15 protein-coding genes are annotated in these 15,776 nt (G+C 56.6%); 7 read left to right on the top strand and 8 right to left on the bottom strand.

Annotated elements, in window-relative coordinates; translation table 11 throughout:
- Positions 1-43: 43 nt before the first annotated feature.
- The 7 genes from cysQ to AAF465_05710 all read left to right on the top strand — a co-directional run bounded on the left by cysQ (position 44) and on the right by AAF465_05710 (position 4,974).
- Positions 44-808 carry a 3'(2'),5'-bisphosphate nucleotidase CysQ gene (gene cysQ / locus AAF465_05740; GenBank protein ID MEM7082216.1) on the top strand — a complete coding sequence of 255 codons (765 nt, stop codon included), beginning with the start codon at positions 44-46 and terminating at the stop codon, positions 806-808.
- A gap of 7 nt (positions 809-815) precedes the next feature.
- Positions 816-1,121 (top strand): DUF3301 domain-containing protein, encoded by a 306-nt coding sequence (locus tag AAF465_05735; protein MEM7082215.1) that lies wholly within the window; start codon positions 816-818, stop codon positions 1,119-1,121.
- Between the two features lie 229 nt (positions 1,122-1,350).
- On the top strand, positions 1,351-1,560 hold the full coding sequence (locus AAF465_05730; GenBank protein ID MEM7082214.1) for a DUF465 domain-containing protein: 210 nt from the start codon (positions 1,351-1,353) through the stop codon (positions 1,558-1,560).
- A 4-nt stretch (positions 1,561-1,564) separates the two neighbouring features.
- Positions 1,565-2,251 (top strand): metallophosphoesterase family protein, encoded by a 687-nt coding sequence (locus tag AAF465_05725; GenBank protein ID MEM7082213.1) that lies wholly within the window; start codon positions 1,565-1,567, stop codon positions 2,249-2,251.
- A gap of 137 nt (positions 2,252-2,388) precedes the next feature.
- Positions 2,389-2,925, top strand: coding sequence for a carboxymuconolactone decarboxylase family protein (locus AAF465_05720; protein ID MEM7082212.1), 537 nt, complete (start codon positions 2,389-2,391; stop codon positions 2,923-2,925).
- A 422-nt stretch (positions 2,926-3,347) separates the two neighbouring features.
- Positions 3,348-4,355 carry a GGDEF domain-containing protein gene (locus tag AAF465_05715; GenBank protein ID MEM7082211.1) on the top strand — a complete coding sequence of 336 codons (1,008 nt, stop codon included), beginning with the start codon at positions 3,348-3,350 and terminating at the stop codon, positions 4,353-4,355.
- 133 nt (positions 4,356-4,488) lie between these two features.
- Entirely contained in the window at positions 4,489-4,974 is a 486-nt protein-coding gene (locus AAF465_05710) for a hypothetical protein (GenBank protein MEM7082210.1), read from the top strand.
- Positions 4,975-5,080: 106 nt separating this feature from the next.
- Here AAF465_05710 and pntB read toward each other — a convergent pair whose 3' ends face one another.
- The 8 genes from pntB to AAF465_05670 all read right to left on the bottom strand — a co-directional run bounded on the left by pntB (position 5,081) and on the right by AAF465_05670 (position 15,658).
- On the bottom strand, positions 5,081-6,475 hold the full coding sequence (gene pntB / locus AAF465_05705) for a Re/Si-specific NAD(P)(+) transhydrogenase subunit beta (protein ID MEM7082209.1): 1,395 nt from the start codon (positions 6,473-6,475) through the stop codon (positions 5,081-5,083).
- A gap of 9 nt (positions 6,476-6,484) precedes the next feature.
- Positions 6,485-8,026: a Re/Si-specific NAD(P)(+) transhydrogenase subunit alpha gene (locus AAF465_05700; protein MEM7082208.1), complete on the bottom strand. Its 1,542-nt coding sequence runs from the start codon at positions 8,024-8,026 to the stop codon at positions 6,485-6,487.
- A 247-nt stretch (positions 8,027-8,273) separates the two neighbouring features.
- Entirely contained in the window at positions 8,274-9,188 is a 915-nt protein-coding gene (locus AAF465_05695) for a rhodanese-related sulfurtransferase (protein ID MEM7082207.1), read from the bottom strand.
- A 30-nt stretch (positions 9,189-9,218) separates the two neighbouring features.
- Positions 9,219-9,416 (bottom strand): hypothetical protein, encoded by a 198-nt coding sequence (locus tag AAF465_05690; GenBank protein MEM7082206.1) that lies wholly within the window; start codon positions 9,414-9,416, stop codon positions 9,219-9,221.
- Positions 9,417-9,456: 40 nt separating this feature from the next.
- Positions 9,457-11,967 (bottom strand): glycerol-3-phosphate 1-O-acyltransferase PlsB, encoded by a 2,511-nt coding sequence (plsB, locus tag AAF465_05685; protein MEM7082205.1) that lies wholly within the window; start codon positions 11,965-11,967, stop codon positions 9,457-9,459.
- A gap of 26 nt (positions 11,968-11,993) precedes the next feature.
- Positions 11,994-13,400 carry a GTP-binding protein gene (locus tag AAF465_05680; protein MEM7082204.1) on the bottom strand — a complete coding sequence of 469 codons (1,407 nt, stop codon included), beginning with the start codon at positions 13,398-13,400 and terminating at the stop codon, positions 11,994-11,996.
- Positions 13,327-14,871 carry a GTPase gene (locus tag AAF465_05675; protein MEM7082203.1) on the bottom strand — a complete coding sequence of 515 codons (1,545 nt, stop codon included), beginning with the start codon at positions 14,869-14,871 and terminating at the stop codon, positions 13,327-13,329. Before AAF465_05675 ends, AAF465_05680 begins: the two co-directional genes overlap by 74 nt.
- Entirely contained in the window at positions 14,843-15,658 is an 816-nt protein-coding gene (locus tag AAF465_05670; GenBank protein ID MEM7082202.1) for an SDR family oxidoreductase, read from the bottom strand. The genes AAF465_05675 and AAF465_05670 overlap by 29 nt, the downstream gene beginning before the upstream one ends.
- Between the last annotated feature and the right edge of the window lie 118 nt (positions 15,659-15,776).

Raw genomic sequence — 15,776 nt, 5'->3', positions numbered from 1 at the left:
CGGAAGGAAGAGCGTCTTGTCCTATAGTGATTGGCTTGAGCCGATGATCGACATCGCATGCGGTGCCGGTCGCCGAATTCTCGACGTGTATGACTCCGACTTTAACGTGGAGCACAAAGCCGATGAGTCGCCACTCACGGCGGCGGATCTGGCCGCGCACACGTATATTGTGGAACAGCTGCAGGCGCTCACGCCGGATATTCCGATTCTGTCGGAAGAGTCGGCCACCATCGAGTGGGAAACGCGACGGGACTGGGATCCCTACTGGCTCGTGGATCCACTCGACGGCACCAAGGAGTTTGTAAAGCGCAACGGCGAGTTCACCGTGAACATTGCGCTCATTCGCGACCATGCGCCGGTACTGGGCGTGGTGCATGTGCCGGTCTCGGGCGACACCTATTGCGGCGACACGCAATCCGGCGCGTTTCTGATCCACGAGGACGATAGAACAACCATCCAGGTGCGCCCCTGCAAGGAGACACCGGTGGTCGTGGGCAGTCGCTCACACCGCGGCGCCCTGCTTGATGAGTATCTGTCGCGGCTCGGCCCGCACGAGATGACGCCGATGGGCAGCTCATTAAAACTGTGCCTAGTGGCCGCCGGCCGCGCCGACCTCTACCCGCGACTCGGTCCGACATCCGAGTGGGACACCGCCGCTGCGCACGCCGTGGTGTCGGCAGCCGGCGGACAGGTGGTCGATCTGAATGGCAGCCCCCTTCGCTACAACGCCAAGGCCGACATTCTCAATCCGCATTTTTTTGTGATCGGCGACGACTCCGTCGATTGGTTAAGGCCGCTACAGGATTAAGCTCAGCATGTGGCCCTATCTGATTTTGGTGCTCCTTCTAACGGCCAGTTGGTTTTGGTTCGACACCATGAAAATTCGTGAGCTGGCCAACGAGGTGGCACGCCAAGGCTGTCGTCGAGCGGATGTCCAGTTTCTCGATGGCACCGTTTCATTTGCCAAACTCAGCCTGATCAACTCGCCCAGTGGTCTGCGTTTTCGACGGGTGTTTACGTTTGATTACAGCGAAAACGGCGAGAATCGGCGCCAAGGCTTTATCGTGTTTGTCGGCGCACAGGTGGCCAATCTCGGGCTTCAGGCGCGGGAGATTCACTAACGGCATGTGGATGCGGCCGCCGAGTCGCAGATCCGTGGCCGTACGATGCCACTTAACCCTTATTTTCAATCAACTAAGCGATTGTTTCGTCACCGAAACACGACGATCGCTCAAACTGCTGCAGCGCAAAATTGCCGACATTATGGCGTCAAAGTAGCCCATCCGGAAGAACGCGCGTGTAGAATACGACGCAGCGATACCGCCGTCGGGCGGCAGGATGTCGGGCACTATGACCATCGATACAGAGTGTTTTAAGAATCGGGAGAAGCTCAAGGAGCTGCGCATCGCCCACCGCGACCTTGACTCTAAAATCATCACCCTCAGCGAAGACCCGTCGGTCGACCAGCTCAAACTGCGACGCCTTAAAAAGCGCAAACTGTATATTAAAGACAACATTACTCGCCTTGAAAGCGCCTTAATTCCAGACCTGAACGCCTGACTGCATGAGCCATTACGCCATCGGCGACATCCACGGTTGCCTAACCGCACTGACGGGACTCGTAGAACGTTTGCCGCTCACACGCGACGATACGCTTGTGCTGCTCGGCGACTATGTCGATCGCGGCCCCGACTCCAAAGGCGTGATCGACTACCTGCTCGACTACGCCGGCCCTGCCAAACTGATCACACTTCGCGGGAATCACGAGGTGATGATGCTCGACGCCCGCGACAACGCAGAACGGTTTTTTGCCTGGCAACATTTCGGCGGTGAGGAAACGCTTTATTCGTATCAGTACACAACGGGTGCCGATTGGCAGGCCAGCATTCCCATTGAACACTGGCAGTTTTTGGAGAATACGTTGCCGTATTACGAGGCGGATTCGCAGATATTCGTCCATGCCAGCGTCAAACCCAAACGACCGCTGGACGAACAAGATGATCGACATTTGTATTGGAAGAAGGTATCGAAACCCCGGCCCTACCATTCCGACCATCGGGTCATTTGCGGACACACAACCCAGTACGATGGCGAGATCGGTGATCACGAGCACACGCTGTTGATTGACACCTACGCTTACGGCGATCAGTGGCTTACTTGCCTCAACGCCGACACGCTGGAATATTGGCAGGCCAACCAGCAAGGGGAGACCCGACAGGGCCAGCTACGACACAGTGATCAAGATGAATAATGATTTAACGATTGCCGGTCTTGGCTGGGTATTTCACCTAGCTGTCATGCACCAGCCGTACGCTCGATTTGACGCCAGCACGACAAGTTGGCACATTCAATCTGGCCCACGACACGTGGCCGCGCGCGGGGAACGCCATGTCGCAATTTAAAACCATCGATCGAGAGTCGGCCGACGGTCTGGCCAAAGACTTACTTGACCAGCTGCACCACCAGCTTGGCATGGTGCCCAATGTGTATGCGGTCATGGCGCAGGCGCCCACCACGCTAGCGGCACAGCTCGCGCTTACCGAACATCTGTCGAACGGCACATTAAGCGCCAAGCTCAACGAAAAAATTGCACTGGTTGTCAGCAATGACAACAGTTGTGGTTATTGTGTTGCCGCCCATTCGGCCATTGCTGCGCGCCTGGGCATGAGCGATGAAGAAATCGTGGCCGCGCAAAAAGGCAAGTCCAAAGATCCGGTTGAACAAGCCGTACTCAATCTGGCCATATCGATCAATGGTAATCATGGACACGGCGACAACTCAGCTGTACGACGGGCGCTCGACGCTGGACTGAGCGAGGCGCAAATCGTCGAGATTGTGGGCCAGGTGGTGAAGAACATCATGACCAACTCCATCAATGGCATTGCCAATACCACTATCGATTTTCCCGAACGCGAGATGTTCTAGTCGCGCGACACATGTCGTCGACGTATCGCCCAAATTGCCTGGTCACGCTCGCCGCGTGGCGAACGTAGCCCACTCCGTTTGCGGAAGTGCCCCCTCCTGCACCGCGCATTGGTGCGACGCAATTCAAATAACGCGGTGGATTGATTTGACATAAATCCAATGCGCGCTCAATCCACACCCAACGCCGCGTAATAATCCCGCTATGCTTCAGCGCGTTAAGCGCGCCCATGGAAACAGTCTAATTACGGGCCTTTTTTTCGTGCTCGCGTGAGGGTTTTCCACGAGTCCTATCGCTTATGTTAGTAGGCTCGCTGCGGATGCGGGGCGTTATGGCGGTCGCGGCACGCGCCCCCATTATCAGCCCCCAAACGCATCCGATTAATCAGCGTGTCGTGATCTTCCTGCGGACTAAAGGTGGCGTCATGCGCGTTAACAAAATTCAGCCAGAGGAAATCCTGCCCTTAATTTTATGTGCGGCGGGCACTTTGGGTATTCTGCCCTTTGCCGTCATGCGCCTGTCGCAAGGCGAGTGGCTGATCGGTTTTGTTGATGCACTCATCGTCGTATCGATGGCGGCCCTTGGGATCTTTGTGTTTCGCACGCACAAGGTGCGGCCAGCCAGTATCTATCTGTCGATTCTCTGCACGAGCGGCGCACTGCTGACGGTCTACCTAAAGGGCCCTATGCAAGTATTCTGGACGTACCCCGCATTGATGGTTGGCTTCTATTTACTCAAACCCAAAGAAGCCCTGGCGCTGGTCATGGTCGCAACGCTCGCCTTGTTGCCGCCCCTTGTGTCGCAGATGGCGTTTAGCCAACTCGGCGCGGTGCTCGTCACCTTGTTGATCACCAATTCAGTGGCCTACAGTTTTTCCGCGCAGACACGACGCCAGAAGGAGCAGCTGATGGAACTGGCGGCCTGTGACCCCCTCACCGGAACCGGCAATCGACGCGGATTGCTACTTGAAATGCAGCGCGTGCAGGCGCAGCGCAATCGGCTGGGCACTCCAAGCTCACTACTGCTAATCGATCTCGATCGATTCAAACAGATCAATGACCAACACGGACACGGTGTCGGCGACGAGGTATTGATCGAGGTGTGTCGTCGAATCACGGCGCGCATACGCCAGACCGACAGTCTGTATCGCATCGGTGGCGAAGAGTTTGTGGTGATCACCCACAATGAGCACATTCGCAGCGCCGCCGCCCTTGCCGAAGAACTGCGAAAAGAAGTCGCTGAGGTACCTTGCAGTGGGGTCGATGTCACCCTGTCGGTCGGCGTCGCTGAATTGGTCAGCGATGAAACGTCCAAAGAATGGCTCGGGCGTGCGGACGAGGCGCTGTATGACGCCAAGGCGCGTGGCCGCAATCAAGTGTGTCTGGCACGCTTCCCCCACGAGCGCGACGCGACCATTACCGTTACCGGTTAAGCCATAACCGGTAGGATCGCCACTTGCCCTGCGCCCTGCGCGACGCCTCGACGACGCAAGTGTTCACAATTGTACGCCGTGGACCGCGCCCATTCGCGGTACCCTACACATTGGCGTATTACCGAGACCCGTCATGAAATCGATTTCCATGGCCCTGGCCAGCTTACTGCTCTTGTCGCCGGCGATGGCCGACACGGAGGGGGATGTGCAGACTATGCTCAATACGCTGCTGCCAATCGCCGAGGAGCTGCTCGTCGAGCACGGCGAGTTTTTCCCGTTTGGTGGCGCCATGACGACCGACGGCGAGGTGGTCACGATTTCTGGTATCGATGGTTTGAACAGCGATCAACCGAGTGCAAACGAGGTGATGGATATGCTGGATATCAATTTGCGTATCGGTGCCGAAAATCAGCGCTACAACGCTACGGCCGTGCTTTCAAACGTCGTCGTCACCCCACCTGGGAAAGACACACCAACCACCGCCATTGCCGTGACACTCGATCATCGCGCTGGCTTTGCCATGACGCTCGTGTTTCCGTATTCGATCGAAGACAGCGCGGTCACACTCGGCGACCTCTTTGCCAAAGCCAGTCCACGCCGACTCTTTGAGTCACCCTAGCGTCGCGGCCACTCTTACTCGACGGCGACAACCCACCGACACCGACCAGGGTGTTATCCACGCGCGTGATATCCCACGCGCGCGGCGATTACGTGTTGTAGAGCAACTAGCGAAGATGCGTAAGCACTTCATCCAGTGTCTCTTTGGCATCGCCAAACAGCATACGGGTGTTGTCCTTAAAAAAGAGCGGGTTTTGCACACCCGCATAGCCCGTGGCCATGCTGCGTTTGAGCACGATCGTCTGATCGCCGTTCCACACTTCGAGCACCGGCATCCCCGCGATGGGACTGTCCGGTTCCTCCAGTGCCGCTGGGTTAACAATGTCATTGGCTCCGATCACCACCGACACATCCACATCCGGAAAGTCTTCGTTAATTTCTTCCATCTCGAACACGATGTCATACGGTACTTTGGCTTCGGCCAACAGCACGTTCATATGACCGGGCATCCGTCCCGCCACAGGATGAATGCCAAAGCGCACGGTAACGCCCTTGTCGCGCAGTGCTTTGGTGATTTCAAACACCGTATGCTGCGCCTGGGCAACCGCCATACCGTAACCCGGAATAATCATTACCTCTTTTGCGCCGGCGAGTAACTCCGCCGTTTCGGCGGCCTGAATGGCCACCACTTCACCCTGTTCAGCGCTACTTCCACCGCCACTGCCGCCTGTCGAACCGAAACCGCCGGCAATAACAGACAGAAACTTGCGGTTCATCGCGCGACACATGATGTAGCTCAAAATCGCGCCGCTACTACCCACCAGCGCACCCGTCACGATCAATAGATCGTTACTCAGCATGAACCCGGTCGCAGCCGCGGCCCAGCCGGAGTAGCTGTTGAGCATCGATACCACCACCGGCATATCGGCCCCGCCGATCGCCACCACCATATGAACGCCAAACAGCAGCGCGATGATGGTCATGATGATCAGTGCGTTGAGTCCACCGCCGGCCGCCGACTGGTCGAGAAACAGTTTACCCACCACAACAGCGGCGATCAGCAAGCCCAGATTGAGCCAGTGACGGGCCGGTAACATCAGCGGTTTGCTTGTCATTCGGCCACTGAGTTTGCCAAACGCCACAACCGACCCGGAAAAGGTCACCGCGCCGATCAGCACGCCCAGGTAGGTCTCCACATCGTGAATGGTCTTCGCCACGCCGACTAAGGCCCACTCGTGATCCATAAAGTTGGCGTAGCCGACGAGCACCGCAGCCATACCGACCAAACTGTGCAAAATCGCAACGAGTTCGGGCATCTCAGTCATTTGTACACGACGGGCGAGCACCAAGCCCACGGCACCACCGAGTGCCAACGTGATAAACACAATTGAGTGGTTGTCGGTAACAATGCCAGCGAGTGTGGCCACGAGCGCTAACAGCATGCCCGCGATACCGTACGCGTTCCCGCGACGAGCGGTTTCTTGATTGCTTAGCCCGCCCAAAGCGAGAATGAATAAAATGATGGCAGCGATATAGGCGGCCGTTACGATTCCAGGTGTCATCCGAGCCCCCTACTTCTGAAACATGCGCAGCATGCGTTGCGTGACCGCAAAACCGCCCACGATGTTTATGCTGGTGATGAAGATGGCGATGGCCGCCATCCACACGACCACTGAATTCGATGAGTCGATCTGCAGCAGCGCGCCAATCACAATGATGCTGCTGATGGCATTGGTCACACTCATCAGCGGCGTGTGCAGCGCGGGCGTCACGTTCCAGATCACCATGTAGCCCACGAAGCACGCGAGCACAAACACGGTGAAGTGCGCCATAAAGTCCGGCGGCGCCACATGCCCAAGTCCGAGAAGCGCCGCCACGCCAATCAGTGCTGCGACAAACGGTCCAACCACGGAGCGCTTTGGCGGCACTGGGGGCGCCGCGTCGGTTTTGGCCGGCGCCGGCTTAGCCGGCGCGGCCGAAAGCTTGGGTGCTGGCGGCGGCCAGGTCGTTTCGCCATCGCGTGTGATGGTGGCACCGCGGACGACTTCGTCCTCAAAATCGACCCGAAGCTCGCCCTCTTTCTCCGGCGTCATGTCCGCCAGCAGATGCCGTAGATTACTGGCATACAGTTGACTGCTTTGCGTGGCCATGCGGCTCGGAAGATCGGTGTAGCCAATCAGTGTGACACCATGGGACTGGTGCACTTCGTCCGGTCGCGTGAGCTCGCAGTTACCGCCCTGTTCGGCGGCAAGATCAACAATCACGCTACCCTCTTTCATTGACGCCACCATTTCTTTGGTGATGAGTCGCGGCGCGGGTTTGCCGGGTATCAGCGCGGTGGTCACAATGATATCCACATCTTTAGCTTGCTCGGCGAACAGCGCCATCTCAGCCTCTATAAACGCCTTGCTCATGACTTTGGCATAGCCACCTTCGCCGGCACCGTCTTCATCCTCTTCAAAATCAAGTTCGAGGAACTCGGCGTCCATACTTTCAACTTGTTCTTTGACCTCGGGTCGCGTATCGAACGCTCGAACAATCGCACCCATACTTTTGGCCGCGCCAATCGCTGCAAGCCCCGCGACGCCCGCACCGATGATCATGACTTTGGCCGGCGGTATGCGTCCCGCCGCCGTAATCTGGCCCGTGAAAAAGCGCGGAAAATATTGTGCGGCCTCAACAATGGCACGATAGCCGGCGATATTCGCCATCGAGCTCAGGGCATCCATTTTCTGCGCCCGAGAAATTCGCGGCACGCTATCCATCGACAGCGCCGTGACCTTTTTCGCGCGCAAAGTTTCCAGCAATTCGGGATGTTGAGCGGGCCACAAAAATCCGATTAGGGTCTGACCCTCCCGCAGTTGATCCAGCTCGGATGCGTCCGGAGCGCGTACTTTAAGAATAATGTCGCTTCCGCTAAACACATCGGCGGCCGTTGCTTCAACGGTGACACCGACATCCCGATACGCCTGATCGGAGAAATTAGCGGCCGCTCCGGCACCGGATTCAACGCTGATGTCGTAGCCAAGCTCAATGAGCTGCCGAGCGACATCAGGCGTGGTCGCAACGCGCTTCTCGCCTGAAAACTGTTCACGTGGAATGCCGATACGCATAAACACCGCTCCTGCTTATTTCGATAGTGGATTAGCTGGCACTATTTAATGTCAAATAGACCCAAAACAAAAGACACAACGGCCAAAAAGGAACATTTAGGCCTAATCGTGTCGTGCACAGAGTTGCGCAGACGAACGCCTCAATCGGCCATACCGGCGCGTTACCGTGAGTGCGTTGCCTGACCGCTCCGCGAAAGGATGGAAGTTCGATCCGACCGATAGGCGGTGACGCCGACCAACGTCCTGTTCAGGCATCAGGGCCGATGTGTTGGCCGCCGCGCGCTTTGGACAGCTCGACCTGGCGCTGCCGTTCGCGAAATGCCGCGCGGCGCTCTTCACTGGTCTCAGTGATGCAATGAAGGCAACTGACCCCCTTCTCGTAGTGCGCGTTTTGCGTCTCTTCCTGCGTAAGCGGTCGGCGGCAGGCGTGACATTGAACAAAGGAACCCGGTTCAAGCGCGCCATCCACGGTCACACGGCGATCAAATACGAAGCATTCGCCTCGCCAAAGTGAGTCACTCTCCTCGGTGTCTTCGAGATACTGCAAAATACCGCCTTCGAGCTGATAGACATCCTCGAACCCCTGCTCGAGGAGATACGCGGAGGCCTTTTCGCATCGAATGCCGCCCGTGCAAAACATCGCCACCTTGCGCTGCTTATCTGGATCGAGATTGTCTTTCACGTAGTCGGGAAACTCTCGAAACGAATCGGAATGCGGGCTGACGGCGCCGGCAAACGTACCGACATCGATTTCGTATTGATTGCGCGTGTCGATGAGCAAAACATCGGGATCACGAATGAGCGCGTTCCACTGCGCGGCGGGCACTTGCTTACCGGTGCGCTCGTGGGGTTTGATGCCCGCCACGCCCATGCTCACAATCTCTTTTTTAAGCCGCACCTTCATACGCAGAAACGGCTTGTCATCCGTCTGCGACCACTTTGCTTTGAGCGACGTCAGCCGCGCGTCGCGTCGCAAGAATGCCAATAGCATGTCCAGCCCACGTTTCGGACCCGACACCGTGCCATTGACGCCTTCATGGGCGAGTAAAATCGTACCGATCAGATGCTCGCGCGCGCACAGCGCTTCGAGCGGACCCTGCCATTCTCGATAGTCTGGTAGATCTGCAAAGTGATAAAAGGCCGCGATGTGATACGAATTCATGGGGCGCAGAGTGTACTACGGCCATTCAGGTCAGTCACTGTGGTGCCGGCCGAGCGTCTTCAGCAATTCGCTCGCTTGCTGTTCAAGGGCATCAATACGGTTTTGTTGCCGTTCAATGTCGGCACTGAGCGCGTCGAGCGACGCCTGTTCTTTAAGCAACTGCTCACGCTCTTCTTCAAGCGGTCCAAGCAATTGTCGAAAGGCCGTGTTGTCGTCGTTTTGGCTCATGTGAGTCGATCCATTCTAAAGTTTGGCAAACTGCCTGCGATTACTTATGTCGTGAAATTCGTCTCACGGGCACATCCGTGGCACTGGCCACCAACTCACCAATGCGGCGGAAGTCATCACCATAACAAAGATTGCGTTCATCATCCTTGTGCACACGCTCGCTGGCAAGCAGGCTCGACATCGCGCGGCGGAACGCGCGCACATCGAGGTATTCCGGATTGATGCGACTATCGAGCATGACCAGTTTTTCAGCGGTCAAGCGCGCCTTTTGTTCAAGTTCCGATTGACGTACCGAACCGGATGGCGCGTCGAGCACCAAGTTAATAATGAGACTATAGCGTTCCACGGTCTCGTAAAAAATGTGTGCGAGCAGATCGAGCTGGCGAATCTCACTGGTATCGGGCGCCGGGCGGGCGATCAGGTCACTGTCCGTTTCCGCACGCAGGAGCCCCAGCGAAATCAGTTCATTGATAGTCGCCTCGATCGGCGTAATCGCTTCTTCGGGCAACCATCGCAAGAAATATTCACCGCGCGCCAGGCTATACATCCCCAACACAAATTCAATGATTTCGTTTCGCGTACGGGCGCGCCTCGACATGAGCGCACAAGCCACCAAAGATGGCATCGCGAACAGATGCTTCACGTTGTTGCGATAGTAGTTGAGCATGACGCCGTTTTGGGGATGCGGACCAATCACATCGCCAAGCTCATGCGCGCGGCGCTCGAGCATGCCGAGCTCAAGTCCATACTCAATAATGTGCTTGCCCGTTGGCGATCGCGTAATCAGCTCACTAAACGTCACTTTGGATGAGTACGGCAGCTGCACCAGCAGATCAACATAGAGCCCAAGCTGGGCATCTAAATCTCGCTCATCCAGCGCTTTAAATTCGGTTGCCTGAAGAACAAGCCCGAGTAAATTGATTGGGCCAACCGCCGCGCTGGCGTTAATGTCCGTCAGAATATCCACACCAAGCTGGGGCACAATCGCTTTGGACAAAGCATCAATCGCGGCGCTCTCGATATCGCCTTTCTCGTCTTGAATCAACGAGGCTTCCCAGTCGGGTTTGATGGCATCGAGTCCCTCGTTAAGGTGAATGGGCGTACCAAAATTGACGAACACCTGGCCAAAATCTTCGCGTAAGAGTTTGACCGATTTGATCAGCCCCCAGATCGACTCTTTCTTTTTTGCCTCGCCACTCAACTCGTTTTCATAGCTGCGCCCTTCTAATAATCGCTCATAACCAAAATAAACAGGCACGAATACGACCGGTCGAGCGCGGTCCTTTAGGTAGCTCTTAATGGTCATTGCGAGCATACCGCCCTTCGGATCAAGTAGTTTGCCGGTGCGACTGCGGGTGCCCTCAATGAAATACTCAAGCGACACGCCCTTGGACAGGTTTCGACGCAGGTACGCATCAAACACCGTCGAGTAGAGTCGTTGCCCTTTAAAACTGCGGCGCAAGAAAAACGCCCCGCCTCTACGCAATATACCGCCGACAACCGGCAAGTTGAGATTGATGCCCGCCGCCACATGGGGCGGCACCAACCCTTGCACATAGAGCACGTAGCTCAACAACAGATAATCAATATGACTGCGGTGACAGGGCACGTAAATAATCGTGCGCCCCGGCGCCACGTCCTGCACCGCTTTGAAATTGTGCTGCACGATGCCGGAGTAGAGACTGTTCCATACCCACTTGAGGAGGGTTTCGAGGACTCGAATGACAGCGTGTGAATAGTTCGCGGCAATCTCGTCGATATAGCCTCGTGCTTTGTCGCGCGCTTTGTCTATCGAGATATCGTTGCGCGCTGCTTCACGCTCAATCGCACGCCGGACGCTGTCGGAGTCCATAATATCGCTAACCAGCAGTCGCTTGTGCGACAGGTCTGGCCCGATCGCGGCCTCGCGTACACGACGAAAGTGCACGCGCAAAATTCGAGACAATTTGCGGATGGAACGGTCGGTGTATTCCTCCCGCGGAAACACTTCGGCAATCGCCACCGGTCGACTGAACTGCACATACATGTTTCGGCCGTGTATCAAAATAATCATAAGTTTGCGCAAGCGACCCGCGATCGACCAACTGTCGGAAAACAGCAATTTAAGCAGCGATTCCTCTTTTTGCGGCGCGCGGCCCCAGTGAATCGTCACGGGCACGAGCTGAACATCCGCCAAGGCGCCTTCGGCATACGCCTGAGCAATGTCGCGTATCTCCTGCGAAATACGCGGGTCGGCTCGTCGTACCAACAGGCCTTTGAGTCGTCGCAGGTAGATCGTCGCCGCCAGCGGTCGGTCCGTTCCCTGTATGAGACCACCCGAATCCGGCAGACCCATTTCATGACAGACGTCGCGTAGGATCAGCGCATTGGACACACCATCCAGATCGAGCACGTAGCAAACCGGTCGCGTCGCATCGATACCCACCTCATCAAAATCAGCCGGCAGCACCGTGGCTTTTACCCACATCATCAAGATGCGCTGAACGAGCCACAGGAACGGCGCCTTTAGACCGAACCATTGCGACGATTCTCTGAACACAGATGACGACATGGCGTGTTTATAATCCTAAATAAACGCTAGCGCGTTTTTAGTTTGCGACGAATATCGGCTTTGGCCTGCTCGAGAATGGAGTCTCGATCCAGACTATCTAGAATATCTCGAACCACGGTTTTCGGACCTCCCTCACCCCATGACTTGCCTTGCCTCAGATACGCTTCCGCGACCTTTCCGACAACCATTGTACTGTAGTAGGCCACCGCGCCTTGCGCCCCGGCCGTCACCGCTACCGACATGCCGCCCGTGCCGACTTTCAATGCGGCCGAAACCAAATGGACGGCCCACACGGTGCCCATCAGTGCCGCAGCCTGCGTGAGAATCACTTTGACTAGCGTACCCGCCTCAGCGCGTGTCACGGGCAAATCGTAGAGCCTGGACAAATGCCAAACCATCGCGCCGTCGATAAACGCGGCGGCGAACAGATCGGCGACCGGCACCGGATTAATCGCCACCGCTACCCCTTTAGACAGGCAATACGTGCGAATGACTTTATCGCCGAGCTCCTTGCGAAGTTCAACAATGCGTGCCGCCACCGAGTCGGTGAGGTCGCTGGCGAAGAGTCCGGCATTCAGTGCCGACAAGGTCTGCCCTTCTGCCTCTAAAATCGACCACAATCGTGCCTTCACCGACGCAACGTCTGGCTCTGGCGTTCGTGTTGACTCGGTTTCATTGCCTTGCTGATCGACCGTGATGACGACCTGTGTGGCCGGGTCCGCGCTGGCTTCAACAATGTTCTCACTGGCAACGAGACCATCGAGCCGTTGGTGAATCACATCAAGAAGCGCTTTGCGCTGCTCGGCCAAATAACGATCAACCTTGTTAACCACTACGATCAGCGGCCGCTGCTGATCGACAAGTAATTTGAGCGCGGTATATTCGGTATCGGTCAGGTCGCCTTCGATCACAAACAAAATGAGGTCAACGCGCCCCGCCACGTCACGGGCAAGTTGCTCCCGGGCCTCGCCATCGACTTCATTGATGCCGGGCGTGTCAATCAAAAAGACACCGCCCGTATCGTATTCGTCCCAGCTGCTGTGCGCCGACGTTCGTGTTTCGCCGTGAATCGGACTGGTTGAAAACGCCTCATGACCCAGCAACGCGTTGAGCAACGACGACTTACCGACACTGACGCGACCAAACACGGCAATATGCACATGGCCATGCTCAAGCTTATCCAGCAGACGCTGAATTTCAGCGTAGTCGTCGGCAAGCGCCGAGCGCACATCGGCCGGCACCCGCTTATCATTGAGCAGCTCACGCAGTGATTCGCGCGCCAACGCCAGGTGCGATTGGCCAGGTTTGTCGTCGTGCGTTGTCATATCCGTCAGGAGCTCCCGATCCTGCGCCGACTGATCAGTCGTCTGACTGCTTTCGCTGCGCAGCGAGAACCAGCTTGGCAATACGTTTCGTACGCGTTTCCAGATCATGATTGAGCGATTCCTCAAAGTTAGCGCTGGCGGCCTCGGCACTGAAGCCTTTCCCGTCGGCCAGTGTTTTCGCCAGACTTTTACCGAGTGCGTCGAAAATAAGCCCGTAGGCCACCGCATGGGTAAATCCGCCCGCCACAGTTCCCAGTCCTGGGAAGGCTTTAAGCGCATTGCCCGCAACGGCTAATACCACCGGCACTGCTTTGCCCACCCGTTGCTGGGCCTCGTCCAAAAAACGCTGCGTGTCCAGCTCGCGCACCGGTTCATCGTAAAGCGCGCACATTTCTCGCACGAGTGCCGTTGCCAGAACTCCTTGAATCAACAAATCCGTGCCGGGCGCAATCGCGGCAAGAGCGCCCACCACCGCTTTTTGCGTATACCGCTGCACCATCGCCTCGGCCTCTTTTTCGCGGAACGTCTGTTCGGCCTCATCTAGGCGTGTCGCGGCCAACGCAAAGACCGCGCTATCGCGAAGTGCGTCGAGACGATTGGGATTTCTAGACACCAGTGAATTGATGGCCTGTACCAATGCCGTCAAATTCGCATCAGTGCGTCGCTCCACCTGCTCTTCTCGGCCGTCCGGTAAAAGCCGTACAACCGATTGAGCCGTCGCCGTGGAAGCAGGCACGACGTGCAGCGAAAAGTATTTGGTCGATATCGACTTGAGCGCTTTAAGCCGCGTTTTAATTTGTTGAATCACCGCCGTTTGTTCGTCGGCCTGCATCAAATCGCTTTTGTTGACCACCACTACGACGGGTTTCTCAAGCGTCACCAGACCACTGATCTGATCAAATTCTGTGCGCGTTAAGTCGCTGTCACACACATACACAACCACATGCGCCCGACGCGCTTCGTCCAGTGCCAGATCGTCGAGCACGGCATCGACTTCATTGAGTCCCGGCACATCCGAAAACACCCAACCCGCATGCTCTGCGCTCTGATATTCCTGCACCCGACGTGTCGAGCCACCGCGCACGCTCACTTCGATCGCCTGTCCCTCATCGCCCAAAAGCGCCTTGATCAGCGAGCTTTTACCGCCACTCACTTCACCAAAAAACGCCACGTAGACCGCATCATCCTGTCGACGGCGAGCGAGCGTGTTGAGCTCGCTTTGCACATGATCGATGGTCACGCCCGCGTCACGCGCTTTTTCCAGGCGCGTGTTGATGCCTGCCTCTGTGGGGCGAGCTTCGCGTTTGCCCAGACGCGGCCCCTTGCGTGGGCCCAACAGTTTCCAAATGACCCAAAGCGTGACGAACAAAAACACCGCCAGCGCAGCCATATACGTGACAAATAGCGGCATCGGTGCCTGACGCAGGCGATCCCAAACCGCAAAAAACGACTCGGTAAGATAGAGTACGGTGCCTAGCGCCAGCAACGTGAGCAGCAGCACGCCAATCGTCAGGGTCCAGCGAATGAGGCGATCGAGATTCAAATGACGCTCAGCGCGGAACGCGGCCGGTAAATTCATCCATGGTTTTGCTCACGCCGAAAAAGCGCATCAGCGCGTCCATCGCAGAGACCGGTAGCAAACGCATCAGAAACACAGAGTAGACCATACGTGGCATGATCAATCGTCGTTTGTTGGCTTCGATCGCGGTGACCATTCTTTCCACCACATAGTTTTGCGACAGAATGGGCAGTAGCCATGAAAACCGTGTCTTGACGCCCGCGAACATGCCTGTGTCGACATAGAAAGGGCACACGACGGTAGTCATCACCGGCGAACCGAGTTTTTTAAGCTCAACTCTCAACGCCTCGTCAAAGCCGAACGCTGCGAACTTACTCGCACTGTAGTCAGTCTGCTTTGCCGTGCCGGTAAATCCGCCGGCGGACGCCACCGTCACGATATGCCCACCACCGGCATTGATCATGTCCGGTAAAAAGGCGCGCGTCATCCAAAAGAGCGCGAGTGTATTGACCGCAAAGGTGCGTTCGATTTGCTCGTCCGAGATATCGAGCAAAAAACCACCCGATACAATGCCCGCATTGTTAACGAGCACATCCACGTGTAGGTCGGCATCACGCATGCGCGCCGCGCTGCGTTCAATCGCATGGCGATCGGTCAAGTCGCACACTTCGGTGTGTACCTCTGCACCGCGCTCGCTGAGTTCTTTGGCCGCGCGCTCAAGCCCTGCCCCATCGATGTCCCAAAGAGAGAGTTTCGCACCCCGTGCCGCCATCTCCTCGGCGAGTTGCCGTCCCAAGCCGCTTGCGCCACCGGTAATCAGCACACGTTTTCCTGCCACATCGGTCATGAACTACTTTCTCCTGCTCTGAAGGGACTCGTATTGATTCTCACCAAACCCTTCTTGGGTTTGTGTGCGCCCGGCAAATGTGTATGAAGGTCAGGCGCGGCTGGCCTGCGCGCCCAGG

The sequence above is a fragment of the Pseudomonadota bacterium genome (assembly GCA_039028935.1).
GTDB lineage: Bacteria > Pseudomonadota > Gammaproteobacteria > Steroidobacterales > SZUA-146 > SZUA-146.
The sequence above is the reverse complement of the archived record's forward strand: the minus strand, read 5'-3'. Positions and strand labels throughout refer to the sequence as shown.